The organism is Photobacterium swingsii, from assembly GCF_024346715.1.
In the GTDB taxonomy this organism is placed as follows: Bacteria; Pseudomonadota; Gammaproteobacteria; order Enterobacterales; family Vibrionaceae; genus Photobacterium; species Photobacterium swingsii.
This window is the reverse complement of sequence record NZ_AP024853.1, coordinates 78,729-102,497: the sequence shown is the minus strand read 5'-3', so window position 1 is coordinate 102,497 and position 23,769 is coordinate 78,729. Positions and strand designations below refer to the sequence as shown.

Genomic DNA, 23,769 nt, shown 5'->3' with positions numbered 1-23,769 from the left:
TTATTCCTTATTAACACTCTCTACGTCGAGCCATAGACCTGAAATGTTTGTCACCACAACATGGTCTCCCTGTTGGTATTGCATGTTAGAACGAGCTTGCCAAATCTCACCATCAACCATGACTTTCCCTTCGCCAGGAAAGCCACAGATCACGGTGGCAATCTGCCCTTGGATAAGTTGTACGCCCGTTGTTACTGGGCGACGGCGTACTTTGAGCAGTAATGCAATAATGACAAAGAAAAACAGTGCAGAAACAACGGTTAACCCCACAATAAGAGGAACAGCAATTTGGAATCCTGGTGTTTCTGTATCCATCAGCATGACTGACCCCAACACAAAGGCAACAATGCCCCCCAGCCCTAAAATACCGAAACTCGGACTGAAAGTTTCCGCAATCATCAATGCTATTCCTAATAACAACAAACCAAGCCCAGCATAGCTAACAGGCAACAATTGTAACGAATACATGGCTAAGATGAGGCAGATCCCGCCGAGTACGCCGGGAAGCCCGACTCCTGGGTTATAGAACTCAAGCAATAAGCCATAGATCCCAATCAGCATCAAAATGTAGGCAACATTCGGATTGGTAATAACAGTGAGTAGCTTAAATCGCCAGTCTTGCTGTCGCTCTACATAAGCCACATTAGAAAGGGCGATCTCAGTTTGAACACCATTCACAACAACTTGGCGACCATTCGCCTGTGCTATCAACTGATCAAGGTTAGGCGCGATAAAATCTATGACATTTTCAGCTAAAGCACTTTCTGCATCTAAACTCGCCGCTTCTCTTACTGCCTTCTCAGCCCAGACTTCATTACGGCCATGCAACTTAGCTAAACTCTGGATATAAGCCGCGGCATCATTCATGACCTTTTTCTCCATCGCCGTTTTGGCTGCAATTTTCTCACTCTCTCCCGAGGCGTTATCCGTATTATCGGCTTTAGCATCTTCATCTGGCGTTTTCTTAGCTTGGTCTGAGGGAGCTATAGACTCATCCTCTGCAGATGGTGCCGGTTGAGATTTTTGTGGCGAGTCTTGCTGTGACGGGCGTGATTTATCAGATTGATCTTGTTTAGGGGCAAATGGATTATTACTGTCTTGATCTTTATCTCTCTGCGGCCCACCAAGCGAAACCGGAGTTGCGGCACCAAGGTTCGTACCGGGGGCCATTGACGCAACATGACTCGCAAGCAATATATATGTCCCAGCACTCGCAGCACGCGATCCAGCAGGGCCAACCCAAGTTGCGATAGGAATGGGGGAAATGGTAATGGCTTGAATGATTTCTCGCATCGAGGTATCAAGCCCACCAGGGGTATCCATTTTCAACACGATAAACTTTGCTTGCTCTTCTTGGGCCAAAGCAATCTCTCGTGATACATAATCACTAATAGCTGGGCCAATCCCCCCTTTAATTTCAATGACCCACACATCGTCGGCACGAACTGAATGCGAAAACCAAAGCAAAACGATCCAACAACACAATAACAACCGTTTCATCTCATGCTCCAAAGCCACCACAGGAACAACATAGTGAAGCCAGAATGGGTACAAACCTTCTTTAATTATCCTCAATACACGCGAATGAAGTGCTTTTATCGAATGTGATTAATGTTATCGACTGTGGCCACAAATTAACCTTATTAGTAGTAAGGATAGACTAGCAGCTTAATCGCGGGTGAACATTAAAGGTAAACGTCTCACTGTTACACCACCCTTTGATTAAAATCACTTTTATACTACAGCCATGGCTTTGAAACTGCTTGGAGGTAAAATGAAGGATGCTTGTAAATTCTTTTCCCTGCATCACATAGCACTCTCTGTGTTCTTACTCTTATTAAGCATTAGTTTTCTCTCCCGTCATGCCCAAGCAGAAACTGTGCAAGTTGGGAGCTATGAGTGCCCCCCCTTTGTAATGAGTAACGAAAATGGTAGCTATAGTGGGCTGAGCATATTTTTATGGCAACAAATAGCAGAAAACCTCAATGTGAAATTCGAAATATCAAGCCATGAGTTAAAAGAATTACTTGATGATGTCACCGCTGGAAGAATTGATATTGCCGTGTCTTGTATTTCAATCACCGAAGAGCGTGAATTAGTCCTCGATTTCACACATTCTTTCTACGAAACCTCACTGGCCATCGCAGTCAAAGAACAAGGACACTTTGCAACCTTACTCAATATTATCACTAACAAAAAACTGTCATTAATATTAGGTGTTGTCTTTGCAGCAGCCGCGTTTGTGGGGGGGATTTATTACCTGCTAGAGCACAAAGTGAATGACAAGTTATATTCAATGCCATCACGCGCAGCACGGTTACTGGAGGGGTTCTTATTAGGATTACTCTTTATAACCAAAGGCCCTTTTAACTACTATGAATTTAAAACATTAACGGGTCGATTTATTACCGTATTACTTGCTATCACGACAACCCTTTTCATTGCCAGTATTACGGCAATATTGGCTAGCACCTTTACATTAGGGCTGCTAAGCAGTGACATAAAAGGCCCCAACGATTTAGCTAACCTCAATGTAGGGGCTAAATTGGCTTCAACATCGTCTGTATATTTAACGAATCACAGTATCGTGCACAGAACCTATGAATCCACAGAGCAAATGCTAACCGCTTTAGATAATCGAGAAGTAGATGCGATTGTTGCTGATGACGCTGTTTTAAAATACCTGATTAAAAAATCTAAGGAAGATGGGAAATACACCGATCTTTCTGTGCTGCCTTACCAGTTTGAAAAGCAAAATTATGGTTTTGCCATTGGTGATAATAGCCCGTATGAGGAAGAACTAAATCGTGCCTTACTCAAAGTAAGAAAAAGCCCCGAATGGAAACAAGCACTCAGTAAATACTTTGCAGAAAGGTAGCCCTTGTCACGAATAAGAAAAAAGTAATAGGCAAGCACCAATAAACAAAAATCGGCCAATCAGCCGATTTTTGTACATGACTAAAACCACTAAACGCAGGGATTCATGGCGGTTAACGCCATTTCATTAAACGGCTGAACTTTGATGGATGATATGACCAGCAATGATCAAAGATGTCCATTAATGCCGGGTTACCATATTTAGACAAAGTGACGGCATGAAAGCGATTACGGCTCGCTTTCAGTTTATCTATTCGACGTAGCATTTCTTCTGGTTGTGATGGCGCGATAAAGTCAGATAGCACCACTAAGTCTGCATTTTTATACTTTTCACCACACATCAAATCAATGGATTGATCTAACACTGGCGACAGGTCGGTACCGCCATGAAATGAATAAGACAAGAAGTTTAATACTTCACTCAAGCCGTCTTGCTTAGTGAGTTCGTAAGTAATCTGCTGAGTTGAGAACATGATAACAAAACAATCACGATCTTCAGCCAAAGCGATTTGCATCAAACCATAAGCCAATGCCTTCGCACATTGCTCTGGAAATCCTGACATAGATCCAGAGGCATCAATACAAACAATAAATGGGCCTTTGTCTTGTTCTACTTGCTTACTCTGGCGCTTATACGCTTTCACTTTTCGAAGTTTACGCTGCGTCCCCTGCACGCGATAATTCATTAAACGTTTATCAACTAAGTGCTTGTAGAACACAACTTCCAATTCAGGGTAAGCCAAAAACATGGTTTCATTGGGCAACAACTTTGCTAAATCATCACTTTCATGCACGCCAACAATGTCATCAGAAACGTTGTCGCTACACTCTTCCACCATACGTAAATCTTCAGAGCGCACCCTTTCTTTATTGGGGTCATCAATTTCATTTGCCATGCGGCCAAGCTTTTCAGCAATATCTTTTAAGCCGTCATTACGTTTTAAAAAACGAGCAACTGATTTCATCGATTCAATATCAGTACGGGTTAATTTAGCTTTCGCCATGTCCCATAAGCGACCGACTTTCGTTTCATCACCCGCCTCAGTCACTTGCTCCATTTGTTGCATGGTTTCTATACGTTGGTAAAGATCTGTAAGCAACTGCTCTTTATTCTGCTCTAATTCATCAAGTTGAGCTTGTTTAAGCGTTGCACTTAAATGCTGATACCACTGACTACAGAAATAGCTTTGAAACATAGGGTTATGTTTCGCATGTTCTTTGGTAACAAGCGACTTCGCTTTAAAATAAAAAGCTGAGTGCCCTTCTAGTTGCTGTACTACTTCATCAGCCTGGCTTATGAAGTAATCTTCGTCCCAATTAATGACCTCTTCATACAGTGCAATTTCCTGCTTAAAACGATCTTCAATACTGACTTTGGTAATACGCTGTTGGACCTGACCACGCCATTTCATGATCTGGTTTTTCATCGCAGCCTTAATACCAGGGTTCGCTTCTGCCGCCATAATGATTTGCGGACGCATTAATAGTTCATGAATAGCAGAATCGACCATGCCAGATTCTGCCACCATCATTGCAAGGTTAAAACTTTCAGATACTGGCATAAGTCAGGTCCTCGTTACTCACATTAAATACAATGCTGATTTATGCAAAGTAGTCTGAAAGGTGGGCAATACGAAATGCACCTTTCTCTACTAAGTGCTTTAACTCTGTCACTGCATCTGACGCCGTTGTTATGCTGTGCTCTATAAGTTCAGGCAACTCTGATTCAACGAAGTTATGCGGTAATGCGCCATGGAAAGAGCTACGCGACTTCTTAATGTTGTGCTCTGCATCAACAACCTTCTCTGAGGCGCGATCAAGCTCTTTCTGCCAATCAGCTTTCTGGCTTGCACTTATCCCACGCGATCCAGCAATGCCAACGAATACGGAGCGATTAGCAATATCTTTAATCACTAGGCGTAGATTGGCATCAACTTCAAACTGCAATCGACAAAGGTTGGTGTTTTTATTCACGAAACCGTAGATATCGCATTGACCCGTTTTGATTTTCTTTTCGAACTCATCACCATCGACGTAAACCCAACGACCATCGCCTTTTTCTTGTTCAGAAACCGATGGATTTTGTTGCAACATTACCAATTTAATCATGCGTGGATTATGGTTAACGGTGTAACGCTTAGCGCCAGAGAAGTCGTATTTAAACCATTCTTTTCGCATCATAGTTTCACGCGAAAACGACATGCTCAACGCATCAGCCACTTCTTTGTTGATGTTATCAAGAATTGCTTGTGCTTCATTGGCATCGGTTTGAGACGCTTCTTGGTTGAATGCTTTTTGAGTTGCAAAATCACGTGTGATATTGCGCACCACATGACGAGATTCAGGGCTATGCCATAAACAGTCTTGTAACAACAACAGATCCAGCGGATTAATCGCCCTACGTCCGTTGAAGAAAGCACTCGCTTTCAGTAAACGTACCGACTTCTTCCATCGACGATCAGAAATATACAACTCACTGTCTTCGGCAATACCATCACCCGCTTCAACTTTCTCTTCGATCATGCTTTTTAGCTGATAAATCTTTTCAAAAATAGCTTCATCTAACTCAACATTTTCAAGGTGTGCTTGCCATTGCTGGTATTCTTCATCCTTAATCGTCAGACTAGGATCAATATCTTGAATAGTGCTTTCGCCCATCAACATAGCTTTAAAGTTTTGCTTTTCTTGAATGCGATTAACAAACACACGAACTAACATGCGATCGTAAAGTGCTTCTAAGCCGCTGTCTTCATCTGGTAATTCATTCGATGCCGTGATCAAGACTCGCATAGGAACAGGTAGAATATCCTGACCATTTTTAAAAGTGCGCTCATTCACAACAGTCAATAATGTATTCAATATAGCAGGGCCGGCTTTCCATATTTCATCAAGGAAGACCACCTCTGCCGTCGGTAAGTAACCATCGACAAGACGAACATACTTTCCGTTGTCTTTTAATTCCTGAATAGAAAGGGGACCAAACACCTCTTCAGGCGTGGAAAAACGGGTCATCAGGTAATCAAAAAAACGGCTGTTATCAAATGCTTGAATTAAGCGTTTCGCAATCAGGCTCTTTGCTATACCAGGTGGACCAAGCAAGAAAGCACTTTCTCCTGCCAATGCAGCCAGTAAGCAGAGTTTAATCGTTTCTTCGCGCTCATAGACCCCATTCGATAACGCTTTGATAAGCTTCTGGATCCGCTCTGATACTAAAGCACCATTGGGCTGTGTTGTTCTAGCCATAGTTAACATATTGTCCGACCTCTATTGTTATGTCCCTGTGCGTATACTACTTGCAGTAATGCACAACAATTCCTAGTCATTTCAAGGATAGACATAAACATTAAATGTTACAGCATTGTAAATGGAAATATTTTGTTACATACCTATATACCAAACCCTGCTTCTACAATGTAGCTTGAAATCTATGTTTCCAATTCTGAGAGTTAAATCACATTTAGTATTGGCGCGCAGATTTACAGTGCTGTAACTGCACCTATTCTTTAAAACGCTTTTTAATTAAACAACTTAAGGGTCACATTTAACTCATAAAAACCCTTAATATTCGTGTCAAAAAAGACTCGTATAGCGTTTCTTATGATAATTAAATAGTAGGCTTGTTCAGCTTTATTAACTTTGCGAAGATAATGCCAGTTTTATAAAGTAAGCCGATGCATATGAACAAAGTCTCTCAACTCCCAGCACGATTAGCTATTGTCGTTTGTATCGGCGTCCTGTTTTCTGCTTTTGTCCCATCAAGCGGCATGCTTGAAGTAATGACCTCAATAATGACGTTAGTGCTGATTATTATGCTACTAAGAGAAGATTTTGGTCGCGAAATGAAAGGGTGGCTACTACTAGCCTTCGGTACTTATTCGATTGGTGTTATTGCTGATCTACTTGATGAGGTGCCTGAACTCAATGATCACTGGTTGATTGATAATTCTGATGATGTATTTATGCACATTGGCGTTTTTCTGATGTGCCTCTGTTTTATAAAAATGTTGCAGCAACGCCAAAACTTGATCGCCCATTTAAATACCCAGATAGAAAAAGCCCACCACTTAGAAGAAGAGCTCAGTAAACACGCTTTTCAGGATGACTTAACCCAGCTGGAAAATCGACGCGCACTCTTTCGCCGTTTCGATGCTATTGCTATTCAGCTTCAGCGTGGTGTGCTGGCATATATAAACATTGATAACTTTAAAAAAGTAAATGATCGCTTTGGACACAAACGTGGCGACGAATTACTGATTGAGCTTGCAACTATACTGAGTTCAACTAGCCCAGATGGCAGTAAAATTTATCGTATTGGTGGGGATGAATTTGTCGTACTCTTGCCAACAGATAATAATGAAGCAACTCACCAATGGGTCGAGTATTTATACCAAACCACAAGTTTGATGCGTCAAAGCTTTGATATAGATCTAAGTATCAGCATTGTGCCCTACCACGCTGGAAACTTATCCGACCCTGATGGCATATTGGCCCATGCAGATAAAGAAAGGTATAAGAAAAAAGCAGAAAAGAACAAGCACGCTGAACACACAAGATACTAAAGGCACTAGCAAGCTGTTCTATCTATATAAATCTACAGCGCAGTTGCCAGTGCTTTTCATCAATAAGAACGATCAGCGACTCGTTGGATTGGTGTTACGTCTTAAAACTGCCCTTTTACCGCTGTAGCAGTAATTCAAGCTCCTCTTGAGTGATTATTTCACTCACTTCGGACATTTTATGCAAGTTATAGGCTTGCTTAGATTGCAAATACAGCATCTTTAATTGTTCATTATCCAACGAATCAATTTTTGATAGTAATTCGACAAATTCAACTTTTTCCATAGTTTGCCCCTACCACATATCTCAACTCTTTCAGTGAGCGACAACATCCTGTTACTCACACACTCAGCTGCACCAATAATATATTCCCTTTGCCAATCCCCTCTCTAAAAAGATGACACATCAGCATAAACCCAGACACAATTAATGCCTATAGTTTCATATATATCGTTTTAAACAGCAATTGCAACAGTGAGCATAACAAAGTGCGGTATGCTTCAAAATTCGCTCAATATCTCTTTATGTACAGGCAAATTATCATTTGCTGGGAATAATCTTTGCAACTTAATCACAGACTTATGCCATCACCATCAAAGAGCATGTAAACAAGAAACCAATGAAGTCAAGCTAGCCTCAGATCGCAGAGCTAATAATCTAAGTTCATTTTAAACAGACTAATTACACCTCTGTATAAGTAGGTCGTGATACAGCACTAGAATCACATTCTGTTTTGTTTTCACATAAATGTCACATCTCCGTAATAAGATGTCGCAAAATTATTTCAATATGGAGAAAGTCTATGTTCCCAAAGGCTACCACCCTGCTAACACTGTGTGCTGGTTTGGCATTCAACACACAAGCAGAAACGCTGACGGTGTCAGGTTCAACGTCAGCAAGTCACATTGTTGAAGTGTTAGCTGAAACCTATTCAGCACAAAATCAGGGCAATCAAATTGCCGTACAAGGGATTGGGTCGTCTGCGGGCATTACTGCCGTTCAAAAAGGCGCTGCAAAACTAGGTATGAGTTCTCGTTATTTAAGTGACGAGGAAATCAAGACCGAGCTAAAAAGCGTAACCTTTGCGCATGATGGTATAGCTTTGGTTGTTAACAAAAATAACCCAGTGCAAAACCTAACAAAAACACAAGTCTCTCAGATTTACCATGGTGAAATCACTAACTGGAACCAAGTTAATGGCCCCGATAAAAAAATCGCGGTTGTTAGCCGTGAAAATGCTTCAGGCTCACGATTTTCTTTTGAAGATTTCATGGAATTAACCAAAGATATCAAGGGGATTCGCGTTTCTGACATCAACCCTCAAGCTATTGTCGTTAACACTAACGGTATGGTGAAAAGTTTGGTTTCAGGTAATCAACATGCCATTGGCTATGTCTCTTTGGGATCAATTGATCAGTCAATAAAAGCACTTGATTTTGAAGGTGTATCGCCAACGCTTGATAACCTTGAATCAGGAGAATATAAAATCTCACGACCTTTTTTAATGCTATATAAAGACAAAACATTAAAAGCTGACAAAACAGCGAAGAATTTTGTTGATTACATCGTATCTCCGCAAGGACAATCAATTATTGATGAACAAGGGTATTTAGCGTCTAAAATACAGTAAAGCAGGCATCAAAACCTATATAGCCTCATTGATACAGAATAATAAACAGGCTGACTTGAACTCTATTTAATGTGATATCACTTTAAAAGGAATTCAAATCAGCCTGCTATATGACTGCTACCTAAGTCAATGAAGCCATATCGCTATAGTTAATACAGACACTTACTCATCTTTAACAACTGGGTACTCTTCATTGCTTCCCCACTCCGTCCATGAGCCATCATAAACCGCAATATTCTCACGGCCTGTTTGCTCCGCTGCCAGCGCAAGAATACACGCAGTGATCCCTGAGCCACATGTGAAAATATAACGCTGCTGAATGGGCGCTAACTCATCAAAAGATTTGTTAAGCCGTTCACTATCAGCCAACTTGCCATCGAACACAACTTTAGGGAATGGTAAATTTTTTGCGTTCGGCATATGTCCGCTACGTACTCCTTGTCGAGGCTCGACTTGCTTGCCGGCGAACCTTTCAGCTGGCCTTGCATCGACTACCGTGACAGCTTCATTCGTCAGTTGCTGGTTTACATCGTCAGCACTCGCAATCCAACGGGTTTGAAGCTTAGCTATATAAGTGGTTACGGATATTTCTGTTGCTGGTGCTTGTGTAGCTATTGCGCCACCAGCCGCAATCCAAGCTGGCAGCCCACCGTCAAGTACAGCAACGTTATTATGCCCCATCGCTTTAAACATCCACCACACACGAGGCGATGAAAATAGCCCCACACTGTCATAAACAATTAAGGTGCTATCGTTACTAATACCAAGCTTTGATACTTCATGTGCGAAGTCTTCAGCTGTAGGTAGCATGTGTGGTAACTGTGACTCATGTGATTTTATCTTGTTATCAAAATCAAAGAAGAGTGAGCCAGGTATACGTTTAGCTGCCCACTCTTGTTGAGGGAAACGCTCTGATCCTGGCATAAACCAGCTGGCATCCAAGACGGTTATCGATGGGTGATCAATATGCTGACTAAGCCATTTAGCCGAAATAACGGATGAAGGTATATCCACAGTAGTTCCTTTTATCTCTTCATGCTGCCTTAATCGTAAATTTGACAGATACGTCAGTGTTTTAAAATAGCATATCGTATAAATTTTATAATTCGGATGTATGTGAATTATCAATAAGGCTGTCGATGAGAACACAGAATAAAGAGCACGCATTTTTTTGCAGCATCGCAATTGCCTCAACACTCTTCGCCAGTACTCTAACCAGTAGCGTACAAGCTGCCACAATACAAGATTCGAATACCCTTCGCAGCATTTCGTTTTCAATGGAGAACGATGGTATTGTTCAAAATGATCAAAACTATACCAATGGTATTTTCCTTAACTACAATTCTGCAGTAACAACAGATCTTGCTAACCAAACCCCTTTTCCTATCTCGACTATTGCTAATTGGCTGCCATTGCAGAGTCATGCTTGGCAAGGCTGGCGTCTAAAGTTGGGACAGCAAATGTGGACTCCCAGCGATATTACACTAGAACAACCTCAACCCAATGAACGGCCCTATGCCGGTCTACTATTTCTCGATACTGGCATATTTCAGTACACAGCAAGCAGAGCCGATAAACTCACCTTCCGTTTAGGAACAGTTGGACCTAATTCACTGGCTGAAAGTGCACAAAAATTCGTTCACAGCGTGACACCATCAAAAGCCCCGCAAGGTTGGGCTTATCAAATTGAAAACCAGATCATTGCAAACGTAAATTACGAAGGGCATCAACTCTTTAATCGCTTTTCTTCCATTAAAGACAAACAATGGGAATGGAGTGCAGTCGGTCGCTTAGATGCTGGAAATTACCGGAGTGAAGCTGCTTTAGGTAGCGTGGTGCGTTGGGGAAGTCAATTATCAGAAACCTTCGGTTCTACAGGCTTCACACCCAACCAAACAACAGATCTCGGGCTCCTCTCATCTAGTCGCTCAGGATACTTTTTATATGCGGGCCTTGAAGGTCGATATCGATTTAATGACATCACCATCGAGGGTAATAAGCCAGACGAAGTGTATGATGTGACCTTACAGCATTGGCAAGCTACCATCACTGCTGGGGTCGTATTATATCGCCCAAGGTGGGGGATCAGTTTAAGTATGGCAGCTGATACAAGAAGCTTTGAAGAAGATTCCCAAGATATTAGCCCTTACGGCGCCTTTAAAATCTTTTATCGTTATTAAAAGCCAATCTCTGCCACAAAATGCCAAATCAAGCTCTGTTTAATGTGTCTGTTATAAAAACGAAAACAAGTAAACAGAGCAAGGTCATTCAGTCATGAAATTTAGGCCACATGCTGTACAAGTGCCGACAAGCCACTTTCAGCAAAGTTATTCTCTTTTGCCATTGTTGCAATTTCATCTTCCTGATACTGCTTGCCATTATAAACAACAACAATGCTTGTATCACCCGACTGCAGGAAGTGTGTTTCCCCATACTCGGTATAACGTGTAGCACCTATACTGATTAATGCTTGAGAAGGATAATCTGCGTGCGACAATAACTCAGCGATGTTTTCTGTAGGGCCTACGTCTTGCTGATTATTCATACGATCAACAATCCAATCTAAAAGTTGTTGATGAAAATAACTGTAACCAATAACAGGGCTATCTTCACCGTAACGCTCAGTAGTATCACCACGTTTATGGAAGCTTGCTATACGATAATCATCAAGCATGCCCCCTTCAGCAAGGTGGTCAAGGTCAAACAGTTCAGCAGCAATACCTTTGGTGTCCGCACCCCAGTTTTTCTTTTCACTGATCTTCTTCGCATTTGGTTTGCGAATAGAACAATCGTTATAAGCTGCAAATTTTACTGGCTTCAGGCCAACAACCTGCGTGCCTTGATATTCGATATCACACAAGAGTGCTACTTCAGGTTCAATCTGTAAGTTATCAGCATCGTTGGGTGGCACAATAGTGTCTGACGACAAAGGATAAGTAGAAAGAAAACCTGCTTCTTTCGCAGGAACATAAAAAGGAAAAATAGCTTTAGGCTGAATTGCTTCTTTTACCTCTACAGCTAAAAAGTCTTTGGCTTCACCAGCCTGTTCTAAATGCCCAGCAAAGTTACCTGCTACACCAAATCCAATTACATCTTTAAATGCCATAACTTCAAACCTAACACCATAATAAGAAATACCCTTCTATAGTAACGAGCAACATCGACAGATTCGATAGTTAGTCATCGCTTATTTGTCTTCGATCAGATAACAACCGAAAGCAACCTATAACCTAATCAAGAATCATTACTATTAGTGATAATCATCACGTTTCATTAAGGCCGCATATCAACAGCACAAAAATGCCTGTATATTGCCCGTATATATAAAAACACCGTACATTAAGGTGATAAATGAAAAAGACAAAAACCATTATTGCAACGTTATGCTTGTTAGGTTCCAGCGCGACCTTAGCCGCATCAACAACAGACTCGATTGCAGCAGACTCCCCCTCAGTACTACCACGTGTTATGAATGGCGAAGCAGCTATTCAAGATTTACTACCGTGGCAAGTCATGGTGTATGGGCAGAATTACGGCACTATGTGTGGTGGTTCAATCATATCTGAACATTGGATCGTAACCGCTGCGCACTGTACGTTTAAAGTGGAACTTGGTAGCCGTAAAGTCATGCTTGAAAAAGGTGACTATATTTTTGCAGGCACTACTAACCCTCACCTTTTTGGTGGCTACCTAGACCTTAATAAAGGCACAGTAATAGAAGAAGTCATCACCCATAAAGATTACAATCCTGAGATTCAGGCGACACGGTTTGATAACGATATTGCCCTCATCCGTGTAAACGCGTCTTTATATGATCGTGGTGGTAAAGCCATTCGAATTGCAACATATAAAAAACCAGATCTAGCAAGCGCTGAGCAAACACAGGCTGACCAGCAATTTGCGAACACCTATGTGAGCGGTCAAGACTCTCAAGCAACCTTGATTGCATCAGGTTGGGGACACTTAGGTACACAAAACAAAACATCAGAGACTCTTCAAGTTATAAAACTTGCTGGTATTCCAGATAGCCAATGTGATAGCCCTCAGTTCAAAGGCAATTACTTTGTCTGTGCTGACTCTAACCGTGCCGCGGTGAAAAAAGATGTATGCCGCGGTGATTCAGGCGGCCCTTTAATTTGGCAGAATCCTGCAAATGTGAATGATGCCGACAAAGGGTTACGTCTAGTAGGTGCTACCAGTAATGGTCCGCTGTGCAGCGCTAAAAAAGACGGGCTAACAGATGGTGATGGCTTATATACGCAAGTATCCTACTACCGAGATTGGATAGAAACGAAAACAGGTCTAAATTTAGATTCGATTCCTATGCCTAGCTATAAATATGACCCTTTCAAAGTGGTAAAAAATACCCCACCCAAAGAGCCGAAGAAGCCAGATACAAACTCTAGCGGCGGTGGTAGCGTTCCGCTATTTGGTTTGCTTACGCTAGGTATATTTGCTTGGTTGCGTCGTAGCAAATAATACGCCCATATTACACAAGTCGTTTAACACTAAGTACGAACGCCCAAACAGTAATACTATTTGGGTGTTCTACTTTTTATAAGCTTAAGCAGAAATATAAACAGCAACACAGTTCGGCACAATCAAACCAAAACAAGATCTAGATCACATTTTGTTAGCATTTATTCGCTTTTTAATTTCAGCTGTATATTATCCACTCAGAATAAAAAACACCGTTCACATACAAGAAGCCGATATCATGAAAAAGATGAAGTTCCTTATGACTGCGCTCTGCATACTTAGCGCAGCACAGTCTTACGCCTCAACACCACAAGCAAAAGTAATGAATGGTGATACTGCCATCCAAGATCTACTACCATGGCAAGTTATGCTCGTTAGCAGCCAAGGCTCTCTGTGTGGTGGCTCAATTATCTCTGATCATTGGATTGTAACGGCGGCTCATTGCGCGGTAAAAAATGATAGTGGCACCTCAACTGCGGTACTCAACAAAGGCGACTATGTTTTTGTTGGCCAAACTAAATCCCCGATCAGTAATGGCATTCTCGATATATCAAATGCAATAAGCGTTGAAGAAGTCATTTATCATAGCAACTTCAAATACGATGAGAATGACAGCTCAACTAACTTTAATGATGATATCGCTGTTGTTCGTGTAAAAAACTCTTTGTTTGCTCAGGGTGGCAAAGCGATTTCAATCGCGACAGCCAAAGAGCAAAGTGACGCTGATAAATCTTTTGAACAATACTATGTGAAAAATCAAGACTCTAAGGCAACGCTAATTGCTTCTGGCTGGGGCCATTTAGGTACACAAAATAAAATTGCTGACGAGCTACAAGTTGTTGAACTAGCAGGTATTCCTGACAATCAGTGTAATACCTACAGCCAAACAGGTAACTTCTTCGTATGTGCTGACTCTAATAAAGCCAATGTAAAAAAAGATGTTTGTCGTGGCGATTCAGGTGGCCCGCTTGTTTGGCAAAATCCAGCAAATAGTGCTGATACAGATAAAGGTCTTCGCCTTATCGGTGCGACAAGTAATGGGGCATTATGTAGTTTAAAAAACAAAGGGATAGTCGATAACAACGGCTTATACACTCAGGTTCCATACTACCGTACATGGATAGAAGGAAAAACGGGCTTGTCATTATCTTCACTGCCAAAAGCAAGCTACAAATATGACCCTTTCAATCCGCATTGGAAAACCGTAAAACCTAAGCAACCAACATCAGGCTCCAATGGTGGTGGTGGTACTATGCCACTTTCTGGTTTACTTGTGCTGGGTCTATTCGGCTGGCTTCGCCGTAATAAATAAGCGTAGCAATTAAAAAATCCAGCCAATGGCTGGATTTTTACTTATTAGGCTATATGGCCACAAAATTACTCACGCATAAAACTGCTATTGTAGTGCCTTACATCTGGTACGATATTGTGTTTGTTGAGCAAGCGATACATAGTCGCACGTGATACACCTAGGTCTTTCGCTGCTGATGCAACTTGCCCACGATGCGTTTCTAGCACAGCCACCAAAACATCTTTTTCAGCCTCATCTTTAATATTACGCAAGCTCTGCTTTAAGTTCGCTTTACTAGGTAAATCAAAGTGCTCCGCCCTTACTTCATTGCCTTCTGCCAATAATGCTGCCCGTTTAACTTGATTGATCAATTCACGAACATTACCCGGCCAGCTATAACGTAACAATAGCTGCTTCGAATCTTCAGAGAATGTCGATGCCATGGTGCTGTATTCCGTCGCAAACTTGGCTAGGAATTTTTCCGCCAGCATAAAAATATCCGAACCACGCTCGCGCAAGGTTGGTACTTTTATATGGAACACATTAAGGCGGTAAAACAATTCCTTACTAAACTCACCATTCAAAACAGCATTTTCAAGATCTGAGCTTGAAGAAGCAACAATGCGAATATCACAATGAGAGTCATCCTCTAAAGTATCATTCGCGGGTGCTTGTAAGTAATTCAACAGCTCGTCTTGAAGCTCTTTCGATAGTTCTTCAACGTTATCAAGCAAGATAGTGCCTGTTGCACGAAGTTCACCATCTTCTTTTAGGTCTGCTGTTGATGTTCTTAGAAATGCTACTTTCTCATCATCTTTCGATAAAGAACCACAATTAACAGTAACAAAAGCGGCATTCTTGCGTTTAGATAAATTGTGAATTGATTTAGCAATCAACTCCTTACCTGTACCATTTTCGCCTGTTAAAAATACATTTACATCCGTAGAGGCCACTCTACGTACCATGTCTCGTAGCTGCTTTATTGATTTAGATTCGCCAAATAATCCCATATCATGCTGCGATGTAATTTCCACCCAAGAGCTGGCTTCTATTTCTAACATCCCCAGCTGATGCCCTACAGTCTCGAGTAAATGGTTACTCGGAATCGGCACTGAAAAGTAATCGACGCAGAAGTTATTAATAAATTGGCATATCGCATCTGTTTGTAGCTGCTCTTTTTTAATAACAGCAATCCATTTTACATGTTTGGTTTTATTTGCCCTCAAAGCAATGCTATTCAAGCTAAAATCATTATTGCTTAAATCAACAATACAAATACATGGGCTGTATTCATCCAAGATTGAGTCAGCCGTGCGGAGGTCGTAACAACAGTGTGTTTTCCAGCCTGATTGTTCTAAAAGCGCAATCCAAGGTTCATAGTTACATCCAATTGCAACTAAGCGACCATTAAAAGATTTATTTTGACATTGAGCCACCATCGAAGTCACCTTCTATATCAATGTGCATTTTTTATAATGTATTAAGAATATAGGTGAGAAATGATAAGTTTGCAGGGTATCAGATATAAGAAACGTCTCAAAGAGTTCAAAAATAGCATATACCTAAATTCATTTAAGATAAGTTCATTTCTTTTTCAAGAACTTAGTAATATTTTCATTAGTACAATAAAGTTCAAAAACTAATTACAACTAACATCAAATGACAAAAAAACACAACAAAAAAGGTATAGTAGCGAGTACTATACCTTTATATTAACTTAAAGAGGGTCTCTAGTAACTATGACTTAAAATAGCATTTTCTAAGCGGTTTATATTACCTTGCTCACGTAGAAACCCCTCGACATCCGCTTCTATATTCAGCTCTGTTTGAATGCTAATATTCGCACCATCTACCGTATTTTGAATAATATTGGCAATACTGCCGTCCTGTAAACTTAACGAAGGGCTTACTGTGTTCTCGCCTGTTCCTGGGTTATCATTCTGAACCACTTTTATAGGGTCTGCTACCTCATCAACGCCGACTGTCGTTAATACCCCGTTATCTATAGTAAGGTTCGCTATTTGAGAGGTATAAACTTTACTGCCATTTAATGCCGTCGAGATAGTTAGTCCTATATTTATCAAGGTGTTATTGATAGATATAAAACCACCTCTGACCGTTGCCATTTCTTGCTCACTCATGGTGACAAGGTTATGCTTTTTCTCATCTAAAGATAAAAATCCGATAGAGGCATGGGCAACAAAAGCCACACCACCAATCGCAGATATTATGGATAATCGGGATAACTTTTTCATACTAGCCTCTAATAATCGTTTGCTCCTGGCAAGGTAATGCTGAAGGTTGCAAGCGAATCGCGCGATACCGCCTCTGCCGTTGGCGATGCCGCATAAACACTATAATTTTCTTTTTTTATAAAACCATTTCTTGCGACATCAATATGGCTTTTCACAAGTAAAACTAACCCTTTGTAGTATTCTTCAAACTCTTTAATATCCATAACAATAGTTCCGCGTGATGGGTCACCTAAAATAACTTGCTTAGTATTTATGCCTTTTATTACCACAAAATGCATATACCCATCAAAGTTTATTATGGTGATTGCTGGTATGCCGAGTTTCTTTATTTTCTCTAGAGGTAGTTTATAGCCGTTTGCTTCTAAGCCTATTGAATTAATATATTTTTTCATATCGAGCAAGGAAAAGCCTTGTTTCTCTATTTTTTCTTTATCCCCATGTTTAAACATAAAATCAAACACTTCGCTTTCATTAATTTCAATGTCATAATGAAACGTCATTAATGAAGCAACAGCCGCTGAACCACAACTAAAATCATATTGTTGGCGAAGTACATCACCAAATAACTGCTCTTGGTAGCTTTTCACTTTAACGTTATACCCTCCTCGACTTGGAAAATAATCTAACGCTAAAACAGAAAAACTGCTGGTTATGCCTAATAATATCGCTATCGATTTATTCATAACAACAACACCCAAGACTTTCAGTACACCAATTTTGCCCGCTAAAGTAATGAAAAGAAGGGCCTACTTCTAGGCCCTTTCTCAATCTTATTGTGAGCCAACCAACGCTGCATTGGTACTTGTTGTTTGTTGCACTAATGAGTTATTACCAACGTTTTGACCAGCGATGCTAATACCTGATGCGCCACCGAATGAGTCATTCATTGAGTTCATTTGCTCAACTTTTACGACAGAGTCGCTACCTTCGCTGCTGCCTCCACGACCACGGTAACCTTTATCACCATGTTCGCTACAACATGCACCACCGTAAGTGACAGATGCCCCCATCACATCACCCTCGAGTTTACTTTCAGCTAGGTAGTGGTCGATATCAATATCAATATCTACTGCTTTTGATGCATCCCACTGACTATTGTCGTAGTACATATGAGAATTATCACTATTGTCAGTTTTTACTACACTTTCATCGTTGCCAATGTCTGACATATAAAGCAGATCATTATCTTGATTACCACTGTAATTAATTTCTTTTGATTTGCTATATTCTGCTGTGTAGGATTTGTCTACATTAACATTGCCTGAACCATCAATATCTGCATATTCAGATTTAGATTTGTCGAAATCATAGGTCGCATCTTTGTTAAAAGAATCTTGAACTAATACATCAACATTATTTGCATTTTGGGTATTTTCTTCATCTGCCAAAGCAAATGGAGATGCCATTACTACTGCTACTACTAGTGCGATATTAGTTTTACGCATGATATTACTCCAAATATGTTGTGTGCATTGTTTTTATTATTTACATCACATCTAAGCGCTGAGTTATTTCAGCTTATTATCTGTAGTCATTGATAAATGACCGAAGTAATGTTGTTAGTCCCTGCGAAAGGCGCAACTCAATAAATGTTGAGTAAACGGGCTGGCACAGCCTCATGCCAGCACATAGATAAACTAACAGGTTACTTCAATGTCAGGTTTACAACGGTTGCATTCTGAATCAATACATTATTACCCGTATTTTGCACTACACTAAAAACCCCAGACGAATCGGCAAATGAGCCAGAATCAATAATATTGTCGCCTGTCGTATTATGGTAAGCACTATTACCTGCAACATCGCCGTCCATCTCTGAATGAGCCTGCATGTTGTCAATTTGAATCTCGTAATTCGTTCCCCGAGATTGACCCATTAAATCATCAGAAATCATGTCAGAGCTTGTTAGAATATCCAACTCATCTGCAACTGCCCCACTAGATAATAAAACAGCAGCAATCAGCGTTAAATATTTCATAACATCCTCCTGAGAGTTACTTATATTTACCAGCAACTCTCAGCTTGTTTGTTACCGGCCGAAGTTAAATATTAACTAGTATAAAATGGCATTTGTACTAGCACTTTGTTGTACCAACGAGTTATTACCCGCATTTTGACCTGCCATATTAATACCAGATGCACCAGCAAATGAGTTATTCATTTCATTTGATTGTGTCACCATGACTTCGCTCATACCACCACCGCTACCACCACTGCCGTAACGACCACCGCGTTCACCGTAACCGCTATCACAACAGCCACCACCGTATTTCACAGAACTTTGTGCGACAGAGCCATCAAGTTCAGCTTTAGAAACAAAGTGATTGGTATCCATATCGATATTCCAATCTTGGCTGTAATCATGGGTACTATTATCTTCCCAGTGCTTACTGTTATCGCTGTTATCGGTATAACGATGACTACGATCGTTGTCGATGTTATGCATTAGTAATGCATCGTTGTCTTGGTTATAGCTGTCTTTTACTGTGTAAGAATGATCAACAGTATGTTTTGCATCATAATTTGCGTCATAGTTAAACGAGTCTTTAACAGAAAGGTCTTTATCATGTGAAGATGTGTAGGTTACTGTTTTATCGTAATTACCACTGTTATCTATGGTATAAATTTCATTACCCACATCGTTTTTATTGGTTACATCACCAGCCGCTACTGGGCCACCACCATAACCGTCATCATAGTCACTACCGCCGCCTTGGTAACCGCCATCACTACCACTGTCGTCATATCCACCTTGGTGACCATCCGCTAGAGCTAACGGCGAACTAACAAGTACTGCTACTAATAGTGCGAGATTTGTTTTACGCATGGTATTACTCCAAATATGTTGTCTTGTTATTTTTCTAGTAACTCGCAATATTTCTGCGAGATACATTAAATCTAGTCACCACCAACTTTTGAACTGTATTAATTTTAATAAGTTTATTTTCCTTTAAATAAACAGGCGGTTAAGTTTTACTTTATTTAAATAAATTTATTCAAGTTCCAGTTTGGCTAATTAATATTAATAGCGAAGCAAATTATCAATTCTGAGAGGGTCTTATAAGCATCTCAGGATTAAGACATTAAATGAGACGTCTCATTAGACGTTATGTCTCACTCTACTACTCTTTTTTTATGGTCAAAGACGTCTAACTCTCCGACCTTTTTTGGGATTAATTTGCGTTAAAGTGAGGAAGTTTTGAATACATTCAAATATAAAAGCTTAGTAGCGCTACTAACACTCTGTTCTAGCGCTGTTTTTGCCGAGGAACCCTCTGCAGATCAAACCGACGATAAAAAGGAAAAGCCAAAAAGAGTTCAAACCGTTGCAGATATTTTTGAGCAACCAGGTGTACTCACACCGCGAGGTTCTTTTGTCTTAGACACTTCATTCTCGTATACACAGAACTCTTCAAACTCGGTTTCAGTTGTAGGCTACACTGTTCTACCGTCATTAATTGTTGGGCTAATTGAAGCCAGTGACGTAGATAGAACAACTTTGACCGTTGGTTTCACTGGTCGCTACGGCATTACTAACCGATTTGAAGTCGAAACCCGTATTCCACTGGTTTACCGAACGGATTCCATTTCTAAACGAAAAGCACAGACAGGAGCAAATAATAATGAACTCATTGATCTTGATGGCAGCGGTTTAGGTGATATTGAAGCGGCATTTAAATACCAATTCAATATGAAAACAGCACCTTATTGGATTGGTAGTTTACGTTTTAAAAGCACAACAGGTAAATCACCATACGATGTCAATATCGATCCTAAAACCAATGAGTTTGAAACTTTGCCTACAGGCTCGGGCTTCGCCAGTATTGAGCCAGGAATCACGATGATATTGCCGATTGATCCCGCTGTTATCTATGCAAGCACCAGTTATATCTGGAACATAGAAGATGACGTAGATACAGAAGCAGGCAGTCAAACAATCGATTTAGGCGATACGATTTCATTTAGTGCAGGAATGGGCTTTGCGGTTAACCCTAAGTTTTCATTTAGTATGGGACTTAGCCATAAAACCATTTTGAAATCTAAAATCAACGGCGTCACACCTGACAATGCCAAGTTACTGCAATTAGATTCACTCTCTTTTGGCGCTAACTATGCTATTAGTCGGGATACCACAATCAATATTGGTGCAACCGCAGGGTTAACAGCCGATGCGCCCGACTTCCAATTATCATTGCGTATTCCTATCACTCTAAAATAACCCAACAGCGTGTCTACTGCCTGCCAGACACGCTGATTTTCCTTCTTCACACTCACCATCTGTACCTTCCCCCCTTCATCAACCGAGTTTCGCTTAACTCTGTTACAAAATTGCACTATCCTATAGCCAATTATTTGTCCCGTATCAGGAATACCCATGGCAACCCCATTAGATCAAACTCAAATCGACAACATCAACCAGTATGATGCAGAGAAGCGCTACAAGTATCTGATCAAAGAAGTCGTTGCAAATCGTGAAATTTGGATCCTAACCGATGAACACGGTTGTGTGATGCTAAACAGCGAAGATGAAGATTGTGTGCCTGTATGGCCAAACAAAGAATTCGCTGAATCATGGGCAACTGGCGATTGGGATCACTGCAAAGCAGAATCTATCTCACTCAATAAGTGGCACAGCCGCTGGAGCCATGGCCTTGAAGATGATGAATTGGCTGTTGCTATCTTCCCAAATCAAGACGAAGAAGGGCTTGTGATCTTCCCTGATGAGTTTGATTTTGAGCTGAAACAACAAGCTCGTAAAACCAAATAATGATAAAGGGGCTTAATCGCCCCTTTTTCTATTCATTGATTAAGCTGAATATCATTACGCTTTTCAGCATCCACTTCTTAATTTATTTCAGTGGCTTCTTGCAATGACTGCACGCTGTCGGTGGCTTCATAAAAAAGGGAGAACGACTAGCATTCCCACAGGCATCGCAAAACTTAGTAGAACGAATCGTCAACAATGTTAATGGGATCATAAACACCAACAAACCTATCAGCATAGGGAGCGGCGGTTGCATGTACACAATGAAAGCAGCCAAAACTGTATTACTAAAAATAGTATACTTAGGCCAAAGCTTACGTTTGCGAGCAGCGTCTTTTCCTCGCTGAAAAAGCATCATGCTGCCTACCGACAGGCCTAACCAAATCACAACTAAAATAATCAATAACTCTTGCTGCAAAATACTCTACCTTATATATCGTGCTTAATGGGCAGTGTAACTGATTTTATCCTACGATGATCGAGTAATTGAACAGGGCCACAAAGATAAACATTTCATGCAAACAGTACCTATCACTCTGTTATGGCAACTCAATAACATCTATCTTAAACAGACCAAGTCGTGTGGCTATAGTGATAGTTTGTAGAGCATGTCACACTTTCTGCTTAATTATTGGAGAAAGCCACTAAATCACCCTTGAAATGGCTCATATCTCCCATATATATGCTGTATGAACGGCTAATATTCATTTTGAGTTCAGTTAGCTTTGATAAGATAGCAACCGTAAACAAAGAGACCAACAAGAAGACAACCTAACAACATACTTTACTTCTTTACCCTTCATCATTGTGAAGATGATGCTGGATACACCGTTTTATGTAAGTTGTAGATTGTTTACGTGACAGTTAGCTGCTGTCACATAAGCCATCATTGGAGTTGTTGAATGGATATTAAATCTGTTATTCGTGCTTGTTGTGTTCTTTTATGTGTTGTAGGTCGCGGCTCTGTTGCTGCACCGCTACCTCAATTTACTGACACAGACTTCGAGCCATCTTCCAAAGAAACGGTTCAAAGTAAAAAATCGTTTCAACGCAGCCTGAGTGGTCTTTACAGCATTGAAAGTTGGCAAGAGCCAGCAATCACTCAACCTTATTCTGAGTTTGGCATGCTTTACACTGCAGCAACTCATGCTCAAACTGAACTTGACGCGCTGATTAAAGAAATCAGTCTTGTCACGCAAACCCAGGCAATTATCCCTGGAGTAAAATCAGAAGCACGTGCACAAAAGAAAGTTGCAACAGAGCTTCAAGGCGATGCTAGTCGCATCACTGACCTAGCCCGTGGCTCTATCGTTGCCGACGATATTCCAAGCTTGGTGCAAGCGTTTGAATTAATGAATAAAGAAGTGACTGTTGTTGCGGTAAAAAACAGATTCAAAAAACCAACAGCATCTGGCTACCGTGATTTAAAAATGTTGGTACAGTTACCAGAAACAAACATCATTGCAGAAGTTCAGCTCCATCTAAAAGGTATTTCGGATATTAAAAATGGTGCAGAACATGAAATATACGAAAAAATTCAGAAGATTGAGCGTAAAGGCCTAGAACAAGAGCGTGAGCTATCAGAATTTGAACTTGCACAAATCAAGCAACTTCGTTCTGAATCACAAGAACTGTATCAAGATGCATGGCAGCAATACCTACAGCCAGAAACAGTTGCTATCTAAGCTGAAAAATAGAAACTCCCCCTACCTCTCACTAAAGGCCGTATTTACGGCCTTTTGAGTATCTCAGTTTCTTATTTAAGTTACCGCATCTATCCCATTTTTGAGACAAGCTCTCATCTATTGACTATCCTATTAGTACCGTAGTTTCTAGTTATACTTATCTGGAAACAGGAAATAGCTTGTTCATTACACAATGATATCCTTTAGTGATGAACATATAGCTATAACAG

Annotated in this window: 22 protein-coding genes; 9 read left to right on the top strand and 13 right to left on the bottom strand. The window is 40.7% G+C overall.

Features of this window, described 5'->3' with window-relative positions; genetic code table 11:
- Nucleotides 1-1,500, bottom strand: a complete 1,500-nt coding sequence (locus OCU77_RS17835; protein WP_048897692.1) for an NfeD family protein — start codon at nucleotides 1,498-1,500, stop codon at nucleotides 1-3.
- Nucleotides 1,501-1,774: 274 nt separating this feature from the next.
- Between OCU77_RS17835 and OCU77_RS17830 the strand changes: the two genes are divergently transcribed.
- Nucleotides 1,775-2,878, top strand: coding sequence for a substrate-binding periplasmic protein (locus OCU77_RS17830; protein ID WP_107302685.1), 1,104 nt, complete (start codon nucleotides 1,775-1,777; stop codon nucleotides 2,876-2,878).
- A 112-nt stretch (nucleotides 2,879-2,990) separates the two neighbouring features.
- On the opposite strand, the gene viaA is transcribed toward OCU77_RS17830, so the two are convergent.
- Entirely contained in the window at nucleotides 2,991-4,439 is a 1,449-nt protein-coding gene (gene viaA / locus OCU77_RS17825; protein ID WP_048897691.1) for an ATPase RavA stimulator ViaA, read from the bottom strand.
- A gap of 40 nt (nucleotides 4,440-4,479) precedes the next feature.
- Nucleotides 4,480-6,129 (bottom strand): ATPase RavA domain-containing protein, encoded by a 1,650-nt coding sequence (locus OCU77_RS17820; protein WP_048897690.1) that lies wholly within the window; start codon nucleotides 6,127-6,129, stop codon nucleotides 4,480-4,482.
- Between the two features lie 425 nt (nucleotides 6,130-6,554).
- On the opposite strand from OCU77_RS17820, the gene OCU77_RS17815 reads away from it, so the two are divergent.
- Complete coding sequence (locus tag OCU77_RS17815) at nucleotides 6,555-7,436, top strand: GGDEF domain-containing protein (RefSeq protein ID WP_048897945.1); 882 nt, start codon at nucleotides 6,555-6,557, stop codon at nucleotides 7,434-7,436.
- Between the two features lie 115 nt (nucleotides 7,437-7,551).
- Here the strand turns inward: OCU77_RS17815 and OCU77_RS17810 are convergent, their stop codons facing one another.
- Entirely contained in the window at nucleotides 7,552-7,719 is a 168-nt protein-coding gene (locus tag OCU77_RS17810; protein ID WP_160314696.1) for a hypothetical protein, read from the bottom strand.
- 517 nt (nucleotides 7,720-8,236) lie between these two features.
- On the opposite strand from OCU77_RS17810, the gene OCU77_RS17805 reads away from it, so the two are divergent.
- Entirely contained in the window at nucleotides 8,237-9,064 is an 828-nt protein-coding gene (locus OCU77_RS17805) for a phosphate ABC transporter substrate-binding protein (protein ID WP_107302686.1), read from the top strand.
- A 162-nt stretch (nucleotides 9,065-9,226) separates the two neighbouring features.
- On the opposite strand, the gene OCU77_RS17800 is transcribed toward OCU77_RS17805, so the two are convergent.
- The gene (locus OCU77_RS17800; protein WP_048897689.1) at nucleotides 9,227-10,078 is read right to left on the bottom strand and encodes a sulfurtransferase; all 852 of its coding nucleotides are present in this window, start codon (nucleotides 10,076-10,078) and stop codon (nucleotides 9,227-9,229) included.
- A 125-nt stretch (nucleotides 10,079-10,203) separates the two neighbouring features.
- Here OCU77_RS17800 and OCU77_RS17795 point away from each other — a divergent pair, with 125 nt between their 5' ends.
- A complete protein-coding gene (locus OCU77_RS17795) occupies nucleotides 10,204-11,244 on the top strand; it encodes a lipid A deacylase LpxR family protein (RefSeq protein WP_053111757.1) in 1,041 nt (346 codons plus the stop codon).
- 101 nt (nucleotides 11,245-11,345) lie between these two features.
- On the opposite strand, the gene OCU77_RS17790 is transcribed toward OCU77_RS17795, so the two are convergent.
- Entirely contained in the window at nucleotides 11,346-12,170 is an 825-nt protein-coding gene (locus tag OCU77_RS17790; protein ID WP_048897688.1) for a DUF5718 family protein, read from the bottom strand.
- A gap of 245 nt (nucleotides 12,171-12,415) precedes the next feature.
- Between OCU77_RS17790 and OCU77_RS17785 the strand changes: the two genes are divergently transcribed.
- Together OCU77_RS17785 and OCU77_RS17780 are read left to right on the top strand one after the other, a co-directional pair.
- A complete protein-coding gene (locus OCU77_RS17785) occupies nucleotides 12,416-13,543 on the top strand; it encodes a trypsin-like serine protease (protein ID WP_048897687.1) in 1,128 nt (375 codons plus the stop codon).
- Between the two features lie 238 nt (nucleotides 13,544-13,781).
- Nucleotides 13,782-14,855 carry a S1 family peptidase gene (locus tag OCU77_RS17780; protein WP_048897686.1) on the top strand — a complete coding sequence of 358 codons (1,074 nt, stop codon included), beginning with the start codon at nucleotides 13,782-13,784 and terminating at the stop codon, nucleotides 14,853-14,855.
- Nucleotides 14,856-14,920: 65 nt separating this feature from the next.
- Here the strand turns inward: OCU77_RS17780 and OCU77_RS17775 are convergent, their stop codons facing one another.
- The 6 genes from OCU77_RS17775 to OCU77_RS17750 form a co-directional block, all read right to left on the bottom strand.
- Nucleotides 14,921-16,273 carry a sigma-54-dependent transcriptional regulator gene (locus tag OCU77_RS17775; RefSeq protein WP_048897685.1) on the bottom strand — a complete coding sequence of 451 codons (1,353 nt, stop codon included), beginning with the start codon at nucleotides 16,271-16,273 and terminating at the stop codon, nucleotides 14,921-14,923.
- A gap of 291 nt (nucleotides 16,274-16,564) precedes the next feature.
- Nucleotides 16,565-17,089: a hypothetical protein gene (locus tag OCU77_RS17770; protein ID WP_048897684.1), complete on the bottom strand. Its 525-nt coding sequence runs from the start codon at nucleotides 17,087-17,089 to the stop codon at nucleotides 16,565-16,567.
- Nucleotides 17,090-17,097: 8 nt separating this feature from the next.
- Nucleotides 17,098-17,772: a C39 family peptidase gene (locus OCU77_RS17765; RefSeq protein WP_048897683.1), complete on the bottom strand. Its 675-nt coding sequence runs from the start codon at nucleotides 17,770-17,772 to the stop codon at nucleotides 17,098-17,100.
- 87 nt (nucleotides 17,773-17,859) lie between these two features.
- Complete coding sequence (locus OCU77_RS17760; RefSeq protein WP_048897682.1) at nucleotides 17,860-18,534, bottom strand: hypothetical protein; 675 nt, start codon at nucleotides 18,532-18,534, stop codon at nucleotides 17,860-17,862.
- A 200-nt stretch (nucleotides 18,535-18,734) separates the two neighbouring features.
- A complete protein-coding gene (locus OCU77_RS17755; RefSeq protein WP_048897681.1) occupies nucleotides 18,735-19,067 on the bottom strand; it encodes a hypothetical protein in 333 nt (110 codons plus the stop codon).
- Between the two features lie 75 nt (nucleotides 19,068-19,142).
- Nucleotides 19,143-19,916: a hypothetical protein gene (locus tag OCU77_RS17750; protein WP_048897680.1), complete on the bottom strand. Its 774-nt coding sequence runs from the start codon at nucleotides 19,914-19,916 to the stop codon at nucleotides 19,143-19,145.
- A 372-nt stretch (nucleotides 19,917-20,288) separates the two neighbouring features.
- On the opposite strand from OCU77_RS17750, the gene OCU77_RS17745 reads away from it, so the two are divergent.
- Nucleotides 20,289-21,308, top strand: coding sequence for a transporter (locus OCU77_RS17745; RefSeq protein WP_048897679.1), 1,020 nt, complete (start codon nucleotides 20,289-20,291; stop codon nucleotides 21,306-21,308).
- A gap of 156 nt (nucleotides 21,309-21,464) precedes the next feature.
- Entirely contained in the window at nucleotides 21,465-21,857 is a 393-nt protein-coding gene (locus tag OCU77_RS17740) for a DUF2750 domain-containing protein (protein ID WP_048897678.1), read from the top strand.
- An 82-nt stretch (nucleotides 21,858-21,939) separates the two neighbouring features.
- Here the strand turns inward: OCU77_RS17740 and OCU77_RS17735 are convergent, their stop codons facing one another.
- The gene (locus OCU77_RS17735) at nucleotides 21,940-22,272 is read right to left on the bottom strand and encodes a hypothetical protein (RefSeq protein WP_107302687.1); all 333 of its coding nucleotides are present in this window, start codon (nucleotides 22,270-22,272) and stop codon (nucleotides 21,940-21,942) included.
- A 484-nt stretch (nucleotides 22,273-22,756) separates the two neighbouring features.
- Between OCU77_RS17735 and OCU77_RS17730 the strand changes: the two genes are divergently transcribed.
- Complete coding sequence (locus tag OCU77_RS17730; RefSeq protein WP_048897677.1) at nucleotides 22,757-23,539, top strand: nucleotidyltransferase family protein; 783 nt, start codon at nucleotides 22,757-22,759, stop codon at nucleotides 23,537-23,539.
- Nucleotides 23,540-23,769 lie beyond the last annotated feature (230 nt).